This window comes from Wolbachia endosymbiont (group A) of Sphaerophoria taeniata, from assembly GCF_947250735.1.
Classification (GTDB): Bacteria; Pseudomonadota; Alphaproteobacteria; order Rickettsiales; family Anaplasmataceae; genus Wolbachia.
This window is the reverse complement of record NZ_OX366344.1, coordinates 161,723-187,565: the sequence shown is the minus strand read 5'-3', so window position 1 is coordinate 187,565 and position 25,843 is coordinate 161,723. Positions and strand designations below refer to the sequence as shown.

At 34.9% G+C, this 25,843-nt stretch carries 10 protein-coding genes and 2 pseudogenes; 6 read left to right on the top strand and 6 right to left on the bottom strand.

All coding sequences use genetic code 11. The features are described from left to right. The first annotated feature begins 19 nt into the window (after positions 1-19). Both tyrS and OOK84_RS00835 read left to right on the top strand, forming a co-directional pair. Entirely contained in the window at positions 20-1,270 is a 1,251-nt protein-coding gene (gene tyrS / locus OOK84_RS00840; RefSeq protein WP_264731905.1) for a tyrosine--tRNA ligase, read from the top strand. 54 nt (positions 1,271-1,324) lie between these two features. Next, a complete protein-coding gene (locus OOK84_RS00835) occupies positions 1,325-1,885 on the top strand; it encodes a hypothetical protein (protein ID WP_264731903.1) in 561 nt (186 codons plus the stop codon). Positions 1,886-1,983: 98 nt separating this feature from the next. Here the strand turns inward: OOK84_RS00835 and OOK84_RS00830 are convergent, their stop codons facing one another. After that, on the bottom strand, positions 1,984-2,205 hold the full coding sequence (locus tag OOK84_RS00830) for a hypothetical protein (protein ID WP_264731901.1): 222 nt from the start codon (positions 2,203-2,205) through the stop codon (positions 1,984-1,986). Positions 2,206-2,408: 203 nt separating this feature from the next. Here OOK84_RS00830 and OOK84_RS00825 point away from each other — a divergent pair, with 203 nt between their 5' ends. Together OOK84_RS00825 and OOK84_RS00820 are read left to right on the top strand one after the other, a co-directional pair. Continuing rightward, complete coding sequence (locus tag OOK84_RS00825; RefSeq protein WP_264731899.1) at positions 2,409-2,855, top strand: SWIM zinc finger family protein; 447 nt, start codon at positions 2,409-2,411, stop codon at positions 2,853-2,855. Between the two features lie 203 nt (positions 2,856-3,058). Beyond that, the gene (locus tag OOK84_RS00820) at positions 3,059-4,006 is read left to right on the top strand and encodes an IS110-like element ISWpi12 family transposase (RefSeq protein ID WP_264731046.1); all 948 of its coding nucleotides are present in this window, start codon (positions 3,059-3,061) and stop codon (positions 4,004-4,006) included. A 208-nt stretch (positions 4,007-4,214) separates the two neighbouring features. Here OOK84_RS00820 and mutL read toward each other — a convergent pair. Together mutL and rnhA are read right to left on the bottom strand one after the other, a co-directional pair. Further along, positions 4,215-5,939 (bottom strand): annotated as a pseudogene (mutL, locus tag OOK84_RS00815) (DNA mismatch repair endonuclease MutL); the annotation flags it as partial. A gap of 89 nt (positions 5,940-6,028) precedes the next feature. Further along, positions 6,029-6,466, bottom strand: a pseudogene (rnhA, locus tag OOK84_RS00810) (ribonuclease HI); the annotation flags it as partial. Positions 6,467-7,488: 1,022 nt separating this feature from the next. Here rnhA and ltrA point away from each other — a divergent pair. After that, positions 7,489-8,970, top strand: a complete 1,482-nt coding sequence (gene ltrA / locus OOK84_RS00805) for a group II intron reverse transcriptase/maturase (RefSeq protein ID WP_264731897.1) — start codon at positions 7,489-7,491, stop codon at positions 8,968-8,970. Positions 8,971-9,151: 181 nt separating this feature from the next. After that, the gene (locus OOK84_RS00800; protein WP_264732623.1) at positions 9,152-9,985 is read left to right on the top strand and encodes an Rpn family recombination-promoting nuclease/putative transposase; all 834 of its coding nucleotides are present in this window, start codon (positions 9,152-9,154) and stop codon (positions 9,983-9,985) included. A 4-nt stretch (positions 9,986-9,989) separates the two neighbouring features. Here the strand turns inward: OOK84_RS00800 and OOK84_RS00795 are convergent, their stop codons facing one another. From OOK84_RS00795 to OOK84_RS00785, 3 genes are all read right to left on the bottom strand, one after another. Further along, positions 9,990-23,222 (bottom strand): ankyrin repeat domain-containing protein, encoded by a 13,233-nt coding sequence (locus OOK84_RS00795; RefSeq protein WP_264731896.1) that lies wholly within the window; start codon positions 23,220-23,222, stop codon positions 9,990-9,992. Positions 23,223-23,243: 21 nt separating this feature from the next. Further along, a complete protein-coding gene (locus OOK84_RS00790; RefSeq protein ID WP_264731894.1) occupies positions 23,244-24,089 on the bottom strand; it encodes a hypothetical protein in 846 nt (281 codons plus the stop codon). A 113-nt stretch (positions 24,090-24,202) separates the two neighbouring features. Beyond that, positions 24,203-25,438, bottom strand: a complete 1,236-nt coding sequence (locus tag OOK84_RS00785; protein ID WP_264337515.1) for a hypothetical protein — start codon at positions 25,436-25,438, stop codon at positions 24,203-24,205. Positions 25,439-25,843 lie beyond the last annotated feature (405 nt).

The following is a 25,843-nucleotide window of genomic DNA, read 5'->3' as shown; positions in this document are numbered from 1 at the left end:
ATAGACTGGGGTTTATAAAATGAAACACAAGTCCGAGTTTTTAAATTTTATCCAAGAAAGAGGGTACCTATACCAATGTACAAATATTGAAGGGTTAGATCAGCTATTATCCGAAAATAATCATATAGTCGCATACATTGGGTTTGATTGCACAGCACCAAGTCTTCATGCTGGTCACCTAATTCAGATTATGATGCTCCGTCACCTGCAGAAATTTGGTTATAAGCCGATAGTCTTACTTGGAGGTGGCACAACAAAAATTGGTGACCCATCCTTCAAAGATAAAGCAAGAAGCATCTTGCCCGTAGAGAACATCAATCAAAATACATCCAGCATAAGGAGAATATTAGAGAAAATGGTGTCTTTTAATGACAGCAAGACTGGTGCAATGATAGTAAATAACGCAGATTGGTTGGATAACATAAAATACATAGATTTTTTGCGTGATATAGGAGCTTATTTTTCTGTAAATCGTATGCTAAGTTTTGATAGTGTGAAAACCAGGCTGGATAGAGAGCAAACCTTAAGCTTTCTGGAATTTAATTACATGCTATTGCAGGCTTATGATTTTGTTGAGTTGAATAAAAAGCATGGCTGTCGTCTGCAGATTGGAGGGTCAGACCAGTGGGGAAATATAGTAAACGGAATTGAGCTTGGAAAAAAGTTGAATTTACCTGAGCTGTTTGGCCTTACTGCCCCTCTTTTATTGAATGCTCAAGGGGTAAAAATGGGCAAAACTGAAAGTGGAGCAGTGTGGCTTGATGATAATATGCTAAAGCCTTACGACTACTGGCAATATTTTCGCAACGTTGATGATCAAGATGTTGGACGTTTTTTGAGATTGCTCACTGATGTGTCAATTGATGAGATCAAAAAGTTAGAATCCTTAAAAGATCAGGAAATAAATGAAGCAAAAAAAGTTTTAGCAACAGAGGTGACAAAAATATGTCATGGTGACAAAGAAGCGGAACTTGCACTATCTGCTGCAGTCTCTGCTTTTGAGAATGAAGATAGCTCACTACTTCCTGATTACATCATAAAAAAAGCACAAGTTGCAAGCGGCATATCCTTAGTAAACCTACTGCGTGACACCGGTTTTGAACCTTCAAAAGGCGCAGCAAAGCGTTTAATACAGGGCAACGGGTGCAAAGTTAATGATAATATTATAAATGACGTTAACTATATAATAAATTTCGAGAGCTTTAAAGGTCAGCCATTTATAAAATTATCTGCAGGAAAGAAGCGCCATATTAAAGTTGTGGTAGATTAGGTCTCGAAGTAAGAAAACAAATTTTATACAAGTGAGAAATTAGATAATGATGATATGAATGACTTAAATCAAATATATTTATCTAATCATAACCCTATATCGAATCTCTTTTTAAATTTGGATATTATTACGTTACGTGAAGCATTAGAATATGTACATGAGCTGCCTTATGGACGCAATTTTGACCGCACAGATTGTATATCAGTATTCAATGAAAGACGAGGAACGTGTAGTACAAAACATGCTCTGATTTATAAGTTAGGTTGCGAATGTGAAATCGACATAACGCTACACATAGCTGTCTTTATGATGAATAAAGTGAACACTCCGAAAGCTTCTGCAATTCTAAATGAGTATAACTTACTACACATTCCAGAAATGCATTGCTATCTTCGTTACGAAAGCCGAATTATTGACATAACTTTTCCAGGAAATAACATGTTATTAAAACTGACAGAGGAAGAAAAAATTGAGCCAGAACACCTTGGAAGCTATAAAATAGAAAAGCATAAACAATTTATTGAGAGCTGGCTGATCAGTAACCCAACCATACCGTATAACATGGAGCAAATTTTCAAAATTCGAGAATTATGTATAAAGCGATTGGAAAGATAGTAGAAAGCGAAATTCTATTATATATAGCTAAAGTGGCTTAGGTTTACCTACAATTTGAAAAACAACAAATTCGTCATTCCGCTACTCGTTAGCGGAATCTATGCTGAGATACCGCGAATGAATCCATAGCTGTACGAACATTCATTTTTGAAGGTAAATTGCACAGCAAATGGTGTCATTCCAGTGCTTGACACTGGAATCCAGGAATTTTGCTTATAACTGAGCTGATGAGCTAAAGGTAGTTGTCTTACGCTAAAACAAACGTTTTTAATTAAGTTGCATAGAAGCTGGATCCCAGTTTCTGGGCACTGGGATGACACCCCACTGGTGGCCCAAACTACAACGTTCGTACAGTTGTGGAATGAATCGCGGTATGACGTAGGGAAACCTTTCTTGAGTTAGCTATAGCACTATAAAGTTGTCCGCAGGGCCATATAAAAGTTGTGGTGGTTTAATAAATTTTTATAGAAGAAAGGATATATTAGAAAATTGAGGGCTTTATATATGAAATAAGGAGGCAAAAATGAGACTGTATTATAAAGATATCACAGGTCTTATCAAAGAACCCTACCTCTCTAGCGGAAGAGATTATTTTAACAAAGGAAAGGTACAGATTATATCTGTTAATGAATCTCAAGCTAAATCAAAGGTAGTTGGATCAAATGTATATCGAGTAACACTAAAGCACGATGGTCCTCTTTTCAGTGGAACATGTTCCTGCCCTGCATTCTGTTACTTTGGTCCATGTAAGCATATGGCTGCAACGGGTTTTGCTTTGATTGATCTTGACAGAAAGGAGTATCGATCATCTATGTGCCCGGGATATGTTGATGAACAAACTCTCCTTGAAAGGTTTTTACTTAAAAAAACAAACAAAGAGCTCATTTCAATAATTGTTCGTCTAGGTGACCAACATCCAGAAATTTTTGAAGAACTAGAGGATGAAGAATATTGTAAGTCAAAAATATGATATAAAGGAAATAAGAGGGAAAGATAACCCTACTCACTATAGGGATAGGGTTATCACGGGCGTGTGCGACCGGCAGAATATTGGTATTACAACCGTGTCCATCAAGGTACACTAGCCCATCTCTCGATACGTTTGAATAGTTGTGTGGGACATGTATATGCACCCGTTTACAATCTTAAATTAATTAAACTATCGAGGTTATAATGATTACATCTTATCAAAATTTTATTGGCATTGATATCGGGAAATTTAAAAATGTTGTTGCAGTTCACGAACAGAAGAATACTGTAGGATTTGACAATAATACTTCTGGCTGGCAACAATTGTTTCAAAAGTTTTCAGATATCCTACCTAATTCTTTAGTAACTTTAGAAAATACAGGAAAGTATGAGCTTGGTTTATTACATTTTCTTGTTGACAAAAATATTGCCACACATCGAGCTAATACCCGTAAAGTAAAAAGCTTTATCTTGTCTCACGGAACTTTAGCAAAGTCTGATAAATCAGATGCAAGAGCTCTTGCTCAATATGGATTTGAACGTCACAGCACTATCTCTCTATTTGTACCCACTTTTGAAAATCAATCAACCTTGGTTGCACTTTGTCAACGTCGTGATGACATTACGCAAATGAGAGCTCAGGAAAAATGTAGACTGGCAGCACCTGAAAATGACCATATAAAAGAAAGTTGTCAAAAAACTATCGAATTCTTTAATATTCAAATAGATGAACTCAATAATACTATACAAAAAATTATTGATGAAAGCCGTGAGTTACAACAACGTCAAAAAATCCTAAAAACAGTTCCTGGAATAGGTCCAAAGTTATCTCAAGATTTTCTCTGTTTAATGCCAGAGCTTGGTTACTTAAGCAGGAGAGAAGTTGCAAGCCTTGCTGGGGTTGCACCTTATCCAAAAGAAAGTGGTAAAACTATTGGATACCGAAGAATAACAGGTGGTAGAAGCAATGTTCGTGCAAAACTTTTTACATCTGCCATGGCTGCTGCAAAGTCCAAATCTGCACTTGGTGCCTTTTATTCTAAGCTTGTTGAAAGTGGTAAGAAGAAGATGGTAGCTATAACAGCTCTAATGCGTAAAATTATAGTAATTGCTAACGCAAGGCTTAAAGAAGCAATTAATTTGAATATTTAAAATTTACATAGCAGTAATTGAAATGAATATTGTGAATAAGCACTTTAAGTTTGTGCGGACGTGCTTATTCACAATAGCTTAAACGGAAATTGTTGCAGCAGCTGTTTGATATAGAATTCTGTTTCTATGACAAACGGGTTTTTATTATCTATATGGTTGGGTAAAGTTGCAAAATTATACAAATAAAAAATTTAAAAAACATAGTTGATGGAGTTTTCTCAATTTGTCTTAGTATCTCATTCATCTCTTCCAATTTCATTTTTCTTCCTGCTCCATGGCAAGCGATTGTAGCTGATATTTTATTCACCTTATCCTCTATTGGCAACGTATCTTCCATTTCCGTTAACTTATCTACTATATCAACTAGCATCTCTTTTATATCTATTGTTCCTAAGATTGCAGGTATTTCTTTCACCCTTACTTTATCTTCTGATTCTATTTCAATACCAAAACCCATTTCAAAAAGCTCATCTTTATAAGTTTCAATCATCCCCATTTCAGCTTGGTTTTTGATTTTAACTGTTTCAGGAAGAAGAAGTTTCTGTCTTTTTATGCTTGATTTTTGCTTTAAGCACTCGTATATCAATCTTTCATGAGCTGCGTGCTGATCTACTATAATTAATTTGCCTTTAGCCTCAGCAATAATGTAAGTACTGTGGACCTGACAGCGTGCATACCCTAGAGGATGATCCTCTATTAAATCAATTTGCTCCCTTTCTAGAACCATCGCTCCCTTTTGGGGTGGAGATTCTCCATACTTAAACGTTTCTGGTAAGCTTTGCCTTCTTTCATCTGGTGCATTGAATTCTTTCATTAGACGATTTTCTAAAAGACTTGGTCTCTTTTCATAAAACTCTTTTTGATTCTTTTTCTCTTTACTATCAACCTGCTCTTGGCTTTTACTATCATTAAAAATTAGCTCCTCTTCAATACCTTGACCACTTGCTGCAAACCTCGTTGATAATGCTTTTATTATCCCTCTTCTCACTATTTCATATATTAGCCTTTTATTCTGAAATCTTACTTCCGATTTATTTGGATGCACATTTACATCTACTTGATCGTATGGTATCTCTAAGTGCAGCACTGCAAAAGGATACCTCCCACTTAGAATAAAATCTTGATACGCATATCTAATTGCACCAATAAGTAGATTATCTTTTATTGGCCTTCCATTAACAAACGTATAGATCTGAGTTGAATTGCCACGACTAATAGTTGGTTTACAGATGTGTCCCGTAAGTTTGATGCCGTCTTCTTCCTCTTTAACTTCCAGCGAATTGCTCTGAAATTCTTCTTCTGTTTCACATAATCTGTTAAATAATGAAGTTTGCTTAACATATTTTAAGAGCTTTTTATTACCGGAAGTGAGAGTAAACCCAATACTATAGTTAATCATTGCTAAGTTATTTACAATGTCAACAATGCTTTGTGTTTCTGCCCTCTCGGTTTTTAGAAATTTTAATCTATTTGGAGTGGCAAAAAATAAGTCACGAACTTCAATATATGTACCCTGTAGCAAAGAACAAGGTGTAATCTCTCTTATTTTTTCTCCTCCCTCATACCTTATAGACCATGCTTCCTTTGCTCCACTTGCCTTAGACGATAATTTCATTCTGCTTACTGCTGCAATTGAAGGTAAAGCTTCTCCTCTAAACCCAAGGTGCTTGATCTCTATTAACTCACTATCGCTTAATTTTGAAGTAGCGTAGCGCATAAACGCAAGTTCCAAATCTTCCTTTTCTATTCCATTTCCATTATCTGTCACAGTTATAAGATTACGCCCACCACTTTCTATTTTGATCTCTATCTCTGAACTTCCAGCATCTATTGCATTTTCAACTAATTCCTTTACTACACTTGCTGGCCTCTCTATTACCTCTCCCGCTGCTATACGATTTATAGTTTTTGTGTCTAAAAGAATTATTGCCATAATACTCCACCCAATCTATGAAACTTAGAGTTCCCTCTATTTTTTGGTGATTTCTTGACCTCACAATCTCTATATTTTAGCTTTTTAGATTCCTTTCTAGCAAGTCTATCTGCCTCCTCATTGTACATATTACCGTTGTGAGCTCTAACCCACTTCCAATTAATATCATGCTGCAAAGCAACTTCATCTAGTTCCTGCCATAATTCTCTGTTCTTCACTGGCTTTTTATCGGCTGTCTTCCAACCATTTACCTTCCATTTATTGATCCACTCTGTTATACCTTGTTTAATATACTGACTATCAGTGTGTAAAACAACTTCGCAAGAAACTTTCAACATCTTTAGCCCGTTAATCACAGCCTTTAACTCCATTTTGTTATTCGTTGTGTCTTCTTCACCTCCAGAGATACGTTTCTTGATAAAGACACTTTTATTTTCATACATCACCACGGCTGCCCATCCACCAGGCCCAGGATTTCCGGAACATGCTCCATCTGTATATATTGTAACCTTCTTTTTTTCGCCCATACTTACAGGATATAGATTCAACGTAAATTTGCTACTGAAAATGTTGACATGAAGTTTCAAGATCTTTATCATATACAAGGTGTAGGGAGCCCGTCCTCTCGATGTTAGGTAATCATATTTGAGTCTTTGTACTCGCATTTTTTTGGAGCCTACACCAAAGTGTTTTTGAAACTTTTTATAGCTTATCAGTTCATTTGCTAGGGTTTTAAGGCAGTTATAAAACGATGACTAACACTACATCTAAAGCCTAAAATGTAATTCTCAGGTGATCTTTGACAGATGTTTTTTTTCATCAACACATTCAAAGCTTAGAAAAACAAAAGGGTTGAATATTTCTTCACAATTGTGTATAATTATTAATGCTTTTTATCTTACTTTCTTATGGCTCTTTCGAAGTTTCTTGATGCTCGCAATGATTATGCCTTTGTGCGACGTGAAAGTCGTCTATTGAACTGTTTAGCTCTGACTAAACCGAGTGTTTTGCCACTCGTACCCTACTAAACTGTATAAGTACAGTAATGTCTTATGCAAAGCGTTTAGGACAATGAACCCGCCTGAAAAGGAGAAGTTCGGTCTGTGAAGAAGGAACGATGCTATTAGTGTCAAGTTGGCACGGGGGCTAGGGTGAACGGTATGGATAACAGAAGTGAATGATCGTAAGCATCGTTAAGTCGAACAAGCCAAAGACACTGACAGGCTTGGACCAAAAGGTATGTGGTAGGTTATCGGAGTGAACGCATCTGATACGCAAACATAAACACCACCGGTGTATAGATCAATCCTAACCCGCTCGTTGTTTGATAGGTGGAACACGGAAATCCCATATATCCCTAGGAATTCAGTAAGGTTGATCGTGAGAAAGACCGATGGATATGTGGGTTTGGGAGTGTGGAAAAAGTGAACGCTCATCTGTAACGGATGAGATACAGGTTTAAACGTTACCTGGCTCGAAAGAGAACTGACGTCCACTACGGTCATCTTGAACAAGATTGTTTGTAAAACCTTTTAAGTGAGGAAAGCAGATGGTTACAGGTAAAATTGTAAGTGCACCTTCCGGTACGGCAGAACACTGGAATCAAATTAGCTGGTTTCAGTGCAGAAAAAATACTAGAAGGCTACAAGCTCGTATTGTTCAGGCAACAAAAGCTAGGAGATGGAATAAAGTGAAAACTTTACAACGCCTCCTAACACGTAGTTTTAGTGCTAAAGCATTAGCAGTCAAACGCGTAACTTCAAATAAAGGAAAATGCACAGCAGGTGTTGATAACCAGTTGTGGCAAAGCCCTTCAGCAAAATCTCAAGGAATTGCAAGCCTGAGGCAACGAGGATACCGCTCTCAACCTTTGAGGCGAATCTATATTCCTAAACCTACAGGCAGCAAGCGACCTCTTAGTATTCCCACTATGAAAGATCGAGCGATGCAAGCATTATATCTTATGGGACTTGACCCTATTGCAGAAACAATGGGAGACATTCACTCATATGGATTCAGAAAGTATCGCTCAGCGGCTGATGCAGTAAGTCAAATACACACAACTTTGGCAGGACGTAGCAGACCGCAATGGATCCTAGAAGCGGATATTAAGAAGTGTTTTGATGAAATAGACCACTGCTGGTTAGAAAACTCAATCCCAATGGAAAAGAGTATTCTCAGCAAGTGGTTAAAATCTGGATTCGTAGAAAAGCAAATGTTCCGTTCTACAATAGCAGGAACTCCACAAGGGGGAATTATCTCTCCTGTACTTGCCAACTTGACCCTTGATGGTCTCGAAAATGTTATCAGTAAACATTTCGGGAAGAAGGGTACAAGAAAACGCAAGAAATATGGTGTGCACGTGATCCGCTACGCGGACGACCTTATAGTAACTGGAAAATCAAAAGAAATCCTAGAGACTAAAGTCAAGCAGCTAGTAGAGGATTTCCTCAGCGACAGAGGGTTAACTCTATCCACAGGAAAAACCAAGATCACACACGTAGAACAGGGATTTGATTTTCTAGGTCAGACAGTACGTAAGTACAAAAAGAAGATAATCATCAAACCTTCAGCAGAAAGTACAAACCGACTTCTGAAGCGCATCCGGTGCTTGATTCGTAAGAACTGCGCAGCAACCCAAGAAAAAGTAATAGAACTGCTCACACCTCAAATTCGAGGTTGGGTATATTACCACAGGGGAATATGCGCAAGAAAAGCTTATGAGAAAGTGGATTCTGAGATTTTTAAAGCCTTATGGCAATGGTCAAAACGCAGACACCCTAACAAAGGCTTACGTTGGATTAAAGAGAAATACTTTAAAACCAAAGAAGCCAGAAGATGGTGCTTTGCAACATTAACTAATAAGGAAGGTACAGTTGAGTGGAAGGAACTCTTTCAAGCAACAAGCGTACCAATTCGTCGCCATAAGAAAATTCAAGCTGAGGCAAATCCCTATGATAAAGAATGGTATGCCTACTTTGAAAAACGTAGATCAAATAATCCTTCTCTTCATGAGGATGATAAGATATGATTAACGTTAATCCTAGTAAGGAATTTGAAATGCCAGAATATTGAAGGAAAATGTTGCCGGTTCTCAAGAAAAGGACTTAAGATGGCTCGAGCCGTATGAAGGGAAACTTTCAAGTACGGTTCCTAGAGGAGGGTTTAGTGGAAGATATCTTAGTCCACTAAACTCTTACTCGTTCAAAAGAATATTTGGCACCGAGAAGAATAAAGATATCCTCATTCATTTCTTGAACGATATTTTAGGCTTTACTGGCTTAGCTGCTATTCACGATGTTGAATTCTTAGCTACCATTTTGGACCCTGAGATTGCCGCTAAAAAGCAAAGTATTGTCGATGTTCTTTGTAAAGACTCTCAAGGTTCAAGATATATTATAGAAATGCAGTTCACTAAGACCAAAGGCTTCGAAAAACGTGCTCAATATTATGCTGCTAAAGCCTACTCAAGTCAAGCTGATCAAGGTGATAATTATCATAATCTCAAGGAAATTATCTTCATAGCTGTTGCTGATTGTATTATTTTTCCAGATAAGACTGAGTACAAATCTAATCATGTCATTTTAGATCAAAATAGCTTTGAACATGACTTAAAGGATTTTTACTTCGTATTCATAGAACTACCTAAATTTACAAAGACAAAAGAAGACCAACTAGAAAATATAGTAGAAAAATGGTGTTATTTTTTCCGATATGCAGCAGAAACAAGGGAAGAGGATCTAGATAAGATAGTTGGTAGTGACGTAATAATAAAACGAGCTTATGAAGAGATGAATAAGTTTAATTGGTCAGAAGAAGAGTTACTAGCATATGAACAAATGAAAAAACGCATAATGGATGAGATTGCTGCTTTTGCTCAAAAATTTGATGAGGGTCTTAAAGTTGGTCACGAAAAAGGTAGACAAGAAGAAAAAATCGAAGTTGCAAAAAACCTACTTAATGCTGGCATTTCTATTGATGTTATTTCCCAGACAACTGGCCTTCCTCAGGCTGACATTACACAACTTAAGGAAGAAACTTTTTAGTCTACTACCTTCTTCCAGCGACTAATTCTCTGGCATTGCCCGCAATTAATACATCATCTAACCTAGTTCTAGGTCCAGATAAACCTAAGCTTTGCGGTTCTTTTATATTATCCATTTTTAGTACGTTATTTTCATTATGTAGCATTTGGTGTATTGATTGATTTAGTGATACATCTAGCTTGTTATTAAATGTAGCCATAAACTTTTCAAATTTCTTCGGACTTAATTTACCAGCTTCTTCATCAGGACATGCTTTCTCTACATACGATTTTAAAATCCCTGAAATTTCATTGAATTTACCACTCATGACTTTTCTAGTAATTTCTTTCTGCATTTCCATATAATCAATATTTAATCGATGCATTGATACACCACTTTTTAATCCAGCTTGCTCTACTACTTTCTCAAATTCCTTTGTAATATTGAGTGCATAGCCCTGTGCTTCTAGTGGGGATATAGACTGATCTACTGTAGAAATATACTTCTGACCTGTAACTTTTCTAATTAATAAATCAAGTAACATTATTGTACCATTAAAATCAACATGTGATAGATAGTGATCTCCCATTTCTAGTATTATATTTCCGCTACTAGGTTTAAATTTAACAGGTGTTTGCCTTTCACGCATTTGTTTTATATTTGCATTTACATAATCAATGTTGTCTCGAAAGAAACCTCCATTTTCTTGTTTTTTATCTGTACCATCAGATGGTAGTGTGGTACTTGTTGAACTACTATTACTTACCGAAGCTTTGGCAAATTGCTCATCAACTTGTGGTATTGAACTTGCAGTATTTGATGCTTCCTCAGATAAAGCAGCTCTAAACCCACCTACAGAACTTTTCACCCAACTAAACAAATCATTTATCCATGAAGATGGTCTTGTACCACTACTTGCTGTTATCTCAGGTTGATCACTTGAATCTATAGCAAGAGGTTTTCTTGACATATGATGATGATTGTGATCTCCATGGTGATGACGGCGTTTACGTTGTACAGGCTTTTCTCTTTCTTGATTAAGTTTTTCTAAGCACTGCACAACATCACTACATTCTTCATTTTTACTATGTTCTCTAAGTTTTTCTTTAGCAATATCTAGTGGTGTTTTACCATCCCTTTCAGTATCGATATTAGCCCCTCGACTGATAAGCTCTCTAACTTTAGGGAGATTTTCTTCTCTTACAGCAGTAAATAACTTCCTGTTTAATTGTTCATGTTCTAAAATTCTCACTATACGACCTTGTTGGCCAAGCAATAATGCATTATTGAGAGATCCTTGATTCTCTTCAAGAGTGTTCTTTGTATTAATAGCAATATCTAGCGGCGTCTTACCATTCTTGTTTTTAGTATCAATATTAGCTCCTCGACTGATAAGCTTTTCAACTCTAGAAAAATCATATTCTCTTACAGCAGTAAACAACTCTTTGCCTAATTGTTCTTGTTCTAAAATCTTGACTATATCTGTGTAACCTTTTTGAGTAGCTAAGTCTAAAGGTGTTTGGCCGTAAGTATCTTTAACCTCAATGTCAGCACCTCTACCAAGAAGAAGTTTAACTGTACTTGGCTTATTTCCTTGTACAGCTACATGTAAAGGTGTCCAACCATTATTAGTTCTATCGTTAATGTTATTAGCATCACTATCTAAAAAAGACTCAACTATTTCAGATTTATCATTATTTTGGGCAGCCAAATGTAAAGGTGTATCACCATATCTATCTTTAGCTCTAATGTTAATATTGCTATCAAGAAAAAATTTAACTACATCAAACTTACCGTAAGCAGAAGCAAAGTGTAAAGGGGTCCAACCATACATGTCTTTAGCCTTAATGTTAGCACCTCTATTAAGAAAAAACTGGACCATGTCCAGATTACCTTCTTGAGCAGCAAAATGCAAAGGTGTTTTACCATCCTTATCTTGAGCATCAATGTTAGCAGCGTCCAAGCTAGCACCTCGGCTTACAAGATCTTTAACTTTTTCAAAATCACCATCTTGTACTGCAGTCAACAATTGTTTATTTAGCCGTAATTCTGCTTGTTGTAAATACTCTACAACATTATCATATTGGTGACCTTTAGCCACATCTAGCGGGTTTCTACCATCCTTATCTTTAGCACTGATATCAGCTCCTTTACCTATAAGATACTCTACTACATCCAGACGACCATTCCAAGAAGCCCAGTACAGCGGTGTCCTGCCATCTTTGTCAGTATCATTAACACTCACTCCCTTACTAATAAGAAACTCTATAATGTTTTTACTATTATTCTCAGCGGCAACATGTATAGGTTTTTCACCAATAGTAGAAGTATCTGCAGCATTGATATTAGCTCCTTTTTCTATCAAGAATTTTGCAACCTCTAATTGATCAAACTTAGCAGCATAGTGTAAAGGTGCCCAACCATTTTTATCAGCCTCATCAACGTTTACCCCCTTGCTGATAAGAAACTCTATAATACTTTTACTATTATTTTCAGCAGCAACATGTATAGGTTTTTTACCAGCAGTAGAGGCGTCTGCAGTATTGATACTAGCTCCCTTATCAACGAGAAGCTCAGCAATCTCTAAACGTCCTCTCCATGCAGCATAGTGCAGTGGTGTATAACCTTGCTTGTCAGTATCATTAATACTCACTCCTTTGCTGAGAAGAAACCCTATGATATCTTTACTATTGTTCTCAATAGCAACATGCACAGGCTTTTTACCATAAGGGCCTTTATCTGCAGCATTAATATCAGCGCCTTTCTTTACCAAAAACTCTGCAACTTCTAAATGACCTTTGTATGCAGCCCAATGTAGTGGTGTCCAGCTGTACTTATCTCTAGTATTAACATTAGCATTTCGACTAATAAGACTCTTCACTTTATTGAGATCGCCATTTTGTACTGCAGTCAGCAATTCTTTATCTAAATCTGACTGTACTTGTTCTATTATTTGTATTATATCTGTATAACCTTCTTGCACAGCCAAATCCAAAGGTGTTTTACCATCCTTGTCTTTAGCGTTAATATTAGCACCTTTATTGAGAAGAAGTTTGACTGTACTTGGTTTATTTCCTTGTATAGCTAAATGTAAAGGTGTTGAACCGTTATTATTTACATCATTAATACCACTAAGATCTCTGTTCAAAATAAATTCAATTACTTCAAGTGTACTATCATGTTGAGCAGCTACATGCAAAGGTGTTTCACCATCTTTATTTTTAACCTTTAAGCTAGCTCCCTCTTCGACAAGATATTCTACTACTTTCACATGACCATTATTACAAGCGTTATGTAAAGGAGTATTATCACTATTATCTTTCGCTTCTAAACTAGCACCTTGGCTAACAAGAGCCTTGACTCTATTAAGATCATCACCGTTTACTACAGCCAACAATTCTTTATTTAAACCTGACTGTGCTTTTTTCAAAAATTCTTTTATATTTTCTTTAACAGCCAAGTCTAAAGGTGTGTTACCATCTTTATTTTTAGCCTTTAAGCTAGCTCCCTTTTCGATAAGATATTCTACTACTTTTAAATGACCATTTTGAGAAGCATAATGTAAAAGAGTGTTACCATTGCTATCTTTCACCTCCAAGCTAGCACCATGGCTAACAAGATCATCAACTTTATTAGGATCACCATTTTTCACCGCAGACAACAATTCTTCATCTAATCCTGATTGTATCTGCTTTATCATTTCTACTATATTTATGTAACCCTTGTGATCAGCCAACTCTAAAGGTGTTTTATTGTCTTTATTTTTAGCCTTTAAACTAGCTCCCTTTTCGATAAGATATTTTGCTACGTTAAAGTGACCATTATTACAAGCATTATGTAGAGGAGTATTATCATTATTATCTTTAGCTTCTAAATTAGCACCTTGAGCAATAAGATCTTCCACTTTATCAAAAGTGCCCTCTCGTGCATTGATTGACAATCCTTGATCCATCTGCGCTCTCTTCAAAAGCTCTATCATATCTCCTTTAGTAGCTAAGTCTAAAGGTGTTCTATCATTCTTATCTTTAGCATTGACACTAGCACCTCTATCAAGAAGAAGTTTTGCTACGTTCAACCTTCCTGCTTCAACAGCAAGATCTAAAGGCTTTTTATCATCTTTGTCTTGAGATTCGATGACAGCACCTTCATCAAGAAGAAATTGAGCTATATCCAAATTACCCCCTTGAGCAGCAAAATGTAAAGGCGTTCCCTGATACGTTATCTCATTATTAAATTTTGCACCGTTACTAATAAGAAGTTTGACCACACCCCATTTACCTGACTGAGCAGCATAAAGTATCGGTGTCCAATCACGCCCGTCTTGAACTTCGATACTTGCACCTCTGTCAAGAAGGAATTGAACCATATCCAAATTATTTCCTGATGCAGCAAAGTGTAAAAGTGTTTTACCTTCCTTGTCTTGAGCATCAATATTAGCTCCTCTATCAAGAAGAAGTTCTACCACGCTCCATTTACCTGATTGAGTAGCAAGAAATATTGGTGTGTAACCAAACTCGTCTTGAATTTCGGTATTAGCACCTCTGTCAAGAAGAAGTTTGGCCTTATCCCATTCACCAGCTCCAGAAGCAAGATGCAAAGATGTCCTACCAAGTTTACCTTGAGCATTTATGTCTCCACTGTTTGGAGCCTCTAAAGGTATAGAATTCTTTTGTGAATTAATAATAGAACTCACATTATTTAATTCATCAATACTATCTGAATTACGTATTTTATCTATTTCGTTACTTAATAATATTTCTTTGTCAGCAAATTTTATAGATAATGTTTCCATTTTAAGTTCTTTATAAAAATCTTTAAAATGTATAATACACAACTCACTTGCTTCTATATCAGCATTAAAGGCATTGGTAACTATCAGATCATATTTATCATGAAGATAGGTATACTGCCCTGCTTTTTTAGATATGATTAGTTTATTCTTTTCTTCCACGTCTTGAGGTGTTACTACAATAATTTTCTCATCAGAAATAAAGAACGAAGACTTTAAACCTAAACTATCATCGATTTCCACCGGTGCATTATCAAAAATAATTTGTAGTTTTTTATACCACTTATTTATAAGTGCATCCTTCAGCCTAACTGTTATTACATCTTGCTGCAAGCCGGTAGCTGATATAGATAACTTAATTAATAAATCATTTTTGTCTTTAATAATCGTTGGTGTCGGTTTTATACTCAAATCCCTATCTACTTGCTGTACCAGCTGATGTAAATCTAATATACTTCTTAAACTTTTCTTTCCATTGACATCCTCATTAATGATTACCTCTTGAATAGGGAAGTTTTCAATATCAAGTGTTTCATGACCTGAAGTAATTGTACATACATCGTTTCCGCTTAGAACAATATTTTTTCTCCCACTTGCATTGAGTTCACTACAAACATCTCTCCTCATAGAATCCGCAGCGTTGCTTCTCCCTCTATTATTTAAACAACTATCTAAATCTAACTTATTTTTTGACTGATTTAAAAAGGTGTGCCTTTCAACATCTTCAACCATAGCAGATGTTCTACTTGCTATTTGCTGACTATTTTCTTCAGTCAATATTGACTGATAGTCTACTACACTTTGATTATAACCATTTGACCCTTGTATACTACGTCTCTTGCGAGTAGATCCACAATCTTCAATCTTCCAAACACCATTGATAACACTTTCCCCTGATTTCCAAGTGAACACATACCGCCTATCCTTGTCACAATTGTTTAAGTGGTACATACAATCATTATTAGGTGAGTACAAGTACCTTCCATACTCAACATTCTTTAGATACACATTATCGCCATTGAGCTCAACCTTCCACTTAAATTGATCACTATTTCCATTTGAAGGCCAAGTGAACACATACCGCCTATCCCTATCACAATTGTTTAAGTGGTACATACAATCATTATTAGGTGAGTACAAGTACCTTCCATACTCAACATTCTTTAGATACACATTATCGCCATTGAGCTCAACCTTCCACTTAAATTGATCACTATTTCCATTTGAAGGCCAAGTGAACACATACCGCCTATCCCTATCACAATTGTTTAAGTGGTACATACAATCATTATTAGGTGAGTACAAGTACCTTCCATACTCAACATTTTTAATACATACCTCTGATGAAAATACCGCATTTCTCACTGACTCTGGTAATTTACTTTTTAGCCTTTCAAGATCAGATCTTTTTTCTGAACTGACCCCGGAATATTTATTAGAGTTCACTGTACTTTTAATACGGTGAGCTAACTCAAATACTGCACCATCGTTCTTCGGAATTTTATCAAACACAGCCATATAACCTGAGATACTCTGACCAGGGTTATTATGACTGTATATAAACCTTAATATTTCTTTTTTATCTACTTGCCAGTATACGTCACTTACAGCTTCCTTAATTGCTCTATCAAACAACTTTTCATCAAAATTATAAATCTCATCCAAAAGTTCAATAGTCGAAGCACTACGATTATGCAGCATACCATCCTTTAGCACCTTTTTTGCTGTACTTTTTATCGAACCTTTTAAACTACTTATACAAAACTCTACCAATCTTTTTGCGTTAGATGGAATATTTGCTTGGTTAACAACTTCCTTCTTTAAAAATTCAACCTGTTTTATCATTTTAAATGCGTCATTACTTTTAGTCTTGATCCTGTTACAAAGAAGTTCAATTACACCTGAGTCATTATTGTAAGCGGCTAAATATAGAGGTGTTCTACCATCGTTGTTTTTAGCCTCGATATCAGCACCTCTATCAAGAAGAAGATTAATTACGTTTTGCTTTGCTTCTTCAACAGCCAAATGCAGGGGTGTCTTACCCTCCTTACTTCTAATTTCAATACTAGCACCTTTATCTATAAGAAAGCTAACCATATCAGGATTACCATAATGAACAGCATAGTGCAAAAGCGCCCAATTATCACTGTTGCAACTAGTACTCTCTAAAGCATTAATATTACCTTTCTTCTCTAAAAATGCTTTGAATACACTCTTGCTTAATTCTACATTACCGTTGTAAGTAGCATAATGCAAAGGCGTCCAGTTCTGTGAACACTGATTTTTATATTCAATATCAACATTACTTTTTTTAGCAGTTTTATCAAGAAGGGTTTTAACTTCATCCCATTTACCTTCATAAACTGCTGTACTTACCAAAGGTTTCAATACTCCCAACCCTGAAGAGATCATCCAATTATTGCACTGATCTATTATGTTTGAATCATAGCCATTCAGCAAAAGGTTGTTTTCTAACTTTTCAAGCAATGTTAAAATCTGATTACTACTTGGCGTTTTATTTTTTAATTCCTCAATTTGTTCTAAACTACAGGAATTTTCTGTAAAGCTTACATGGTCCTGAAGTGAAGAAAAACTTAAACATTGGTATATTGGGTTCTTGTTTTCCATTATAAAATTATCAATCGATACTAAACATTTAAAGTCATTTTCTACTTTAGGAGCATATTTACTTTTATTTTTATAATTCTCTGAAGCTTTTTCAATTAGGTCTTGTACTTTCCCTACTTCATATAAGCTAAACCTATCTAATCTACCGAGCGTTATTGGTTCTAAACCTAGATCAAACTCCAACGTAGAAATTCTATGAGACTCAGAATTATTCCAATTCTTTATATTGATTGTGTGATTGGATACTTCATCAGAAAACACCAAATCTGTGTTACTACTAGAAACTCTAATCCGATCTGGAGTAATATTCTTTAGTATCATTACTCCTATACGCTTTTCATCTTCCTCTATCGAATTTAAAGTACCATTTTGATTATGTGTAATATCGACAGACTCAGTGAAGTCTATAGTGTATTCTTTTACAGTTTTCTCATAATCACTCTTAAGTTTATCTTGATAGTCCATTATTCCATTAACTTCTTGCTGTAAACCAAGATATGAGGAAAAATTACCATCATTCCACAGAAAAAAATTAACGTTTCTCCATTTACTTTGATTATCATAAAAATTTTCTACTTTTATTATAAAAGGAACCTCGTTATTCCTTATCAGTAAAAGATGATCTTTGTTTCTATATCGCTCAATATCTTCAAGACGGGAATCTATCACTACATGATCATCTTGAAAATCTTTAGGTAACACAAACATGTTTTGAGCTTGTGTAGCGTGGAAAAAAGGAACTAATTTACCATTTCTCGAAGAAGAGGGAGAACATGATATTGACTGTATATTAGGGATAAAAGTTTCTCCTTTTTTATTCATAATTATAAGATGCCTATAATTAGAATCTTGAAGGTAATTTTTTACTCGAATGTTACTATTATTGTGCTTTAAATAGAGGTCACATTGCTGGATTGAAAAATCTTTTTCAACCATTGGCATAAATAGTATATCCAGTTTTTTATCATTTGAATTATTATCAATTTTAACTTCTCTACTATTTATATCATTGCTAATAAAATACACATCACTTCCATCTCCACCTCTAGCAACTATGGCTCCTTGATCAAAATTTATTATATCATCTTCTGAAGAACCAAAAAACATATGTGGAACTGTACTATTATCCTGATTTTGTACTTTATCTCTAATAACACCAAAGACTTTATAACTCTTATGATTATTTAGAATTTTTTTGTAATGATTTTCAACATTGTCAAAATTATCTAGGGAATGTTCTGAATGTAATTCAAATGAAGTAATTTTTATAGTTGATGAGTCTGATCTTTCAATCTTAGGAACAATATTACTACCATTTTTATCTATTAGTGCAAAGCGAGGTTTATTACTGCTTTGCTCAACATAATTTTTTACATCAAGAGTAAATTGATTGTTTTGACCAAAATTTATTTTTAAAGATAAAGTATTACTGTCTGTGGAATAAGTGATTTGATCACAATCACCTAATAAATCGATTTCCGGAAAAATTATAGTTCCTGTTCCATCTACATCAATTTCTGAATATAAACCCTTACCTTTGTAGTCTGCAGCTTTTACGTAAAAAGTATAATTGCTCTTTCCACCCTTGACTGTAGTATACGGCGAAATAATTACTTTTTTACAATTTTCAACTACATCTTTCCTATTTTTATCAAGACCACCGCCACTATCTATTATAACCTCACGATCATCGGTTCCTATAAAGTGCTCAGAGTAACCCATGCACAAAATCTCATCCACCTTGTTCTTTCTTCCAACATAGTAATAATTAAAGATGCCATTATTATCAATTTGATCATTGATTAACCAACGACCATTTACTCTTGCCTTTAATGACCCAGAGGCATTAGGCTTAAAACGATAGTTAACGTTCATTCCTATAACTGGATCTTTCAATTGACTTAAATCAATTATATTAACAGAGTTACCTCCACCAATAATTTTACCTGAAAAGCCAATGTTATTTACAATAAACCTATTTACTACATTATTACCACCAGTTATTCTTGTTGCACCTGGATAAATTAGAAAATTATTGTTCCATTCGTTGCTTCCAATAATGACACCATTATCTACATTCTGTAGATCATAGACAATTGTTTTGCCATTTTGCTTTACACCTACTCTACCATCGTGACTAATAACCATTGCATTATCACAGTAGTATAAAGGCGGTTGAACTGAATTTGTAATACCTTTTTCATAATCTTGCCCAGTAATCTTTGGCAAACAAATCCTGCTAGCACCCGGTATACGATCAGGTATAACACGTGAAAGATCTTCGGTATTAGTGTCTTCCTTATCCATCAGAATTTTTGCATAATCTGGACGAAGGGTATTACCGCTTACTTTTCCAAGACCAATACCATAAGCAACAGTACTATTAGGGCTATTATTTAAAGCTTGCCACGCTCCTTTAGTGAGACTATTAACCATTTCCTTTCTTGCTGCAAGATGTTGCACATCTAGTGGTACAGGTTGAAAAGCAAATGTATGCCAAAAAATACGCCAATTTTCATCATGGGTCGTATCATACTTTTTCTCGTACTCCACGATATTGCTGACACCACTATAAATTCCATAACCTACCATGAGCCCAAACCCAACTGCAATACCAACTACCGGCATACTTGCTGCTGTAAGAGCAACACCAGAAACAAATGATACACTAGAAAAGGATATAGATGCTATATTATCTCTTATCTCCTTTTCTCCACATGGATTATCACTATCCTCTCTTTTTTTACAATCAACAAGATTACTTGCTGACATACCTATATCAACAATATCAAAAACACCAGCTATAGCTCCTGCCGTACCTTTTGCTATTGTACTTCCAAACTTTACACCTGCAATCCGAATAGCAAATTTTGTCTGTTTACCCAGAGTGCCTGATACAATTTTTCCTGCAACCTTTTCAGCTGATGCTACAACTTTTGGAGTAATTTTAACCATTACATTCTCAATTGGTTGAGATGCAAAAGACCATCCTATCCCACCTAAATTTAATCCACAATCTATTGCTGTTCCATCTTTACAAGATACAATAGCTCCATGAATTCCTCTTATTAATTGTATTCCACCTGCAGCGTTCATTAACCTGCTTTTCAACTTTGAGCTTTTTGTTGTACTACCAGTTTGCTGTGAAATGTCACCGTGCAAATTCTTAATACGTTCATTTTCAATATAACGTCCGTACCCTTGATCTTCAACTACCTTATCAAATAAGTACTTATGATTACCTTCGATATTTTTATCTCCAACGAACTCTATTAGCTGAGCATTTTTCCCTTCATTTTGACTACTTTTAACATAAGTTAGGAACTTTTCACTATCAACTATAATCTTATCTATATTATTTTCATCTACCCTTCCCTTAATAAACTTTTTTACATCATCCAATGAAAATAAACAAGGATTAATACTTCTTCTTTTTCTACTACCTTGTTTTACACAATTATTTAGGTCAAATTTCTTTCTAGGTGCTTGTGTTTCAGCAAGTACAGCCTCTAGATTAGCTATACGTTGTGGATCTATACTTAATTTGTCTGAAACATTTTCTCTCGTGCGTATAAAATAAGCTTCATCTCTTCCTTGAACTTGCAAACGGTTACGTATTTCATCAGGAATATTACTTCTACTTCCTTGCAACACAGCATTAATACCTCTAGCGTTTTCTAACGCCCATAAGCCACAATTATAACCATCTCTTTGTTGAGTAACAGGAACATCATGAACGTTAATTTGAGCCTGTTGTAAAACTTGACGAATATTATCTGGAACACTATTACCCAACGAGTCTACATAGTATCCATTATACTGCCCATTTTGATAGGCAACGACCAACGTAACCCAGTGATTATTATCTAAATTAACAATTAAAGTTAATGGCCTTCTTTCACCTCTTGTTGTTACGCTATCTTGAAACTGTTGCAATTGATTAACTATGTGTTCTGATGATCCCACTACTTCAAATAATGTATCAGCTCCATAACCGTATTCTATTCTTGCAATATCAGCTATATCATGTTGTTGCAGCCAATAATGATAATCTTTTTCTGCTGTTGCAGATTCTAATGTACGTAAATTCTCTTCTTGTATACCAATATTTTTAAGTCTCTGAGTTATCTCTTGTATTCCTTCTAAATGTTTTTTCTTAGCTATATCAATAGAACTATGAACTACTATAGCAGGAACAAACTCATCACTCGTTAATATTAAAGAATTTTTATCTTTAGCTTTCACATTAACAACTACGCCCATGAAAAGCATTTTGTCACTATCTGTTATTGTTTTCAGTGCTGCCCCTTTAGCATATCTAACATTTTGTTCTTTTGTTAATTTATCAACTTCCTGTTTTAGCTGATCTTGATTTAAGTTTTTATCTATAAGCTTAAATTCCAGCGCTATAGGAGTATATTCTTTAGTACCCTGAGGCGAAGGACCAATACCTTGAATTACCATATCAACACGACCACCTGCTCCTACTTGAAATTCAGGTATGATTACAGTCTTAGAAGAAGTTTCCTGTAGCTTTAAATCGCTGTAACTACTAAATAAACCATTAAGAATGGCTTGTAATCTTGCTTCATTAGTAATCAAATCTTTAATAGGATAAATTGCATCTGCTACCTCAGCAAGTAGCCTTTTATAATCTGGTAATAAATCTTTACCATCAGAAGAAGTAGCATGCTGAGAAGTGATTGCCTGATCAAATTTTACCTTTAATTCATCAGAATTAGGTATCTTAAGAAAACTACCTGTAAATTGTTGATCGGCACCACTTGGTTTATATTTACTTATCTGTTCTATTTTAAAAAGGTCTTCAAAAGATAATCCTGTTTCATATTTTTTTAGACTCATTTTAATTTCTACGGCATTTCCTACTTTTCCTATTTCAGGTATGTTCAGTACTGGAATTTTTTTATCAGCATAGAATTCCTTTGTATTGGACTCTCGTATATGAAAAATGAATGCTGTTTTTTCTTGTCCTTCATTACCTTGAACAAGTATTAATGTCATAACTGGGCTTTTAGATAAAGTGTATTCTGTTCCCTGAGGCCAGTTCAGCGGGTACTCATCATATGAGTATATATATTTTTTAATGTTACTTTGATCTTGACCAATCTTGTTGATTAAAATTGATTGACCTAATATGTCTCGACTGAAATAGTAATGATCTTTTGTTTCTTTATTTGCTGGAAAAGTATTGTATTCGCTTGATAATAAATCTGTTACCTTTCGCTTAAAAACTTCCTCAGAAATTGATTGATTATCCCACTCACCAACTAGTTCGATAAATTCCTCCATCAAGGGAGAAGAAGGTTGTTTAATAGGTTTTACTTCAGTTTTAAACGGTTCCACATTATCTAAATTTAACCCAACAGCAATGGCATTATCTGTATTGGTTAAAATCCTCATCTTATTTGGTCTAAAACCTTTAATATAGTCTTCAGCTTGCTTTAGTGCATCACTTGGAGTAACTTGCCCTTTAGTGCCAGCCTTGAGTTCAATAAGAATTGGAACTGAATCAACAGCGCGATTAGGCCCACGAACGAGCAAAACAATATCAGCATAACCTCCACCAGCAAATTGCTCCAGATAGAGTTTGGTATTATCACGATATCGAAAGTTATCAAATACTCCTGCTACAAAGCCATGTTGATCAGCTTCGCGAGCTTTAATGCCATAAACATTAGCTTGCAAGTCTAAATTGGTGTGAATTTTTTTAATATAATTTAGAATGTCTTCGAGATTTTCCTTAGCTTGACGTGTATCTGAACTGACAAGCTTTTCTATATAATCCTCTAGGTAAATAGATTTACCCAGCTTTTTTGTCACTTCTTGAAACTTTACTGTAGGCTAAATAGGTTGATCTATAATCTTCTTTTTACTTTCTACCTTAATGTTTATTTTTTCATCTTCTCCATCACTCTTTAAGGTATATCCCTTTACTGACGTAAGTCTTGATAACTCTTTTCTAACATCATCACTAAGATCCTTACCTGATTTACCTAGAAACTGCTTGATTTCATCAAAAAATTTATTTTTAAACGCATCATTACCCTTTAACTCACCAGAATCAATTTGCATTGTTTGAATATTTCCATATATATCCTTAGCTTTATACTCCAATACGTTATTCTTCAGATATAAATGTAACTTCTTCGACTTAACATCCTTGTCTGACTTTGGTCTGCTTTTTACTAACTCATACTTATCTTTCAAAATTTTTATCACATCAATTTGAAGCTTACGTTCGTCTAATGGAGTGTAATCTCTACCCATCACATTCTTCCACTCACCTGTGGTGAATTCAAAATTCCTAGTGCGTGTTTGTGGGGAGTTAGAATGTTGAGCTTCTATATCTTCAGTGAAAATAAAAACATGTGTTTTGGATTCTGTTTCTGCTACAACTTTTAAAGTTCTTGCTCCTTCAAAATGAAAATGTAACTTTTTTATACCTAGCTTATCGTTAAGCTTAGTATCTAACACACTGGAAAACCAACCTAGAAATCGATGAGGAAAAAAACCAGCCTTTTCACTAGAGTGCAAATAAGATTGTATTTGATCAACCAATGATTGAAATCTTGCTTCAAAGGACTTATCCAGTAGATCTGCAGAGGTTGAAGGGTCTACTTTCCCAAAAAGTAACTCTATTAGTTCAAAATCTTGTGATTTCTCTTGTTGTTGATTGTTATCAACCATAACTACCTCCTGATTTTAACCTTATTTTAACCTTTTACAATCTTTACTCTCACTAAAATTCTTTGTATGCTTTCGTTTAAGTCTAAGTAACTGAATTTTCAAAAAGAGAAACTCTACACTTTGCTTCTAATATCAGTAACTTCCTGTTTTACAGATTCTACATCTAATGATGCACTTGGTAACTGACTATCACCTGCTCCGCTATCTAATTGCCTGTTTCTAATTCTAGTGAATATCTCATGTATTGATTTATCTTCTTCCATAATAGATTGCATTTGCTCTTGATTAAGAGATTTTATAATTTCCGGCAATACCTTAATATCCGCATTCTTTTTGATCAGACAAGCAATTCTATTCCTAGATGCATATCCTATACCCAACTTATCTAAAAAGTGTTGCTTATGAGTTTCAAAGCCAGAACGATTCCACATGGAGGTGAGCATGTCACTACCAGATTTAATAAAACTATCATCTGGTACAGAAACAAGTGAGTCCAATGCTCCAAACATTGATGTACTATAACCTTCAGGAGATAAATCTTCTGACTTTAAATGTTCAAATAGCTTTTTGGCACTTTCAAAGAAATAACCTGCTGTTAGCGTGCTTAACGTATAATGATACTTATTTTGCTTAAAATCCCTTTTCAATAACTCATGATACTTATCTTCATGAAGGTTACGTAGACAAAAATCAACCATTCCAACATCATCAGTAGAAAAACGTCCTTTATTATATGCTACTTCCATTAATAAATCTTCTTTTCTTTTTGGAGATACAGAATCAATCGACTGTAACTTATTCCAAAAAAACTCTAAGGCTTCAACATGCTTTTCTATCATTGCACATTTAAAAGCGTAAACGTATGGATGCTCATTATTTAATTCTAACTGATGTTCTTGGTTATTTATAGCATGTGACCAGTAAATCATTAAAGCCCCTTTATCACATCCCTTAACTAAACTCTCTACTGGTTTACTACCTAATGTTAATTTAAATTCTTCAAAAATAGCTCTTATCTCGTCTTCAAAACAACACCAGCAGGCAATTCTGTAGCGATCAAAGGGTCTAATAAGACTTCTTTGCCCATCCAAAGTTTTCAAGGCTAACAATTTTTCCCCGAAAGTATACCTATTGAGTCTAATTTGTCCTGAAGCATCTTCTATCTTCCAACAAGTTTCATCTTCTAAAACTTTCTTAAAAAGGGGTGGTATTATTGTGCTATCCCATTTATTCAGCAATGTCTGATATGCAATACACCATCTTTTAATCTCTAACTCTTTAAGCCCTTTATGAGGATCGTCCTCTTTAATGGAAGTTAGTAATACCTTTTGTACATTTTCGTAACCCATACTTACCTCCTAACAAGATTTAATATATTTTAGACATGTTGCTCTACCTTTAAAACTTTGTCAATTACCATTATGTATAGAAAAATTTTCTAACCCAAAGTAGTTTTAGGCAAAAGACCCTTAATAGACTCAATACATGACATTTTATTTATTTTGAATTTTGTTTCGTCATGAGCTTGTCTTCATTATTCTTCCGCAAGTAAATCAATATTAATTTAGCAAAATATATTATTAAGATCTCAAGCAAAATAACTATTTCTAGCACTCAAAATCAGCTAGTGAGAGAAGAGTTTGTTTTGGGATGTGTTGGTCTACCAATTGTACCATACGAACTTTTTTATATGGTAATTTGATTATGCGCTAAAATCATCTACATTGGCTCACTTTAGCCATATTTACATATGA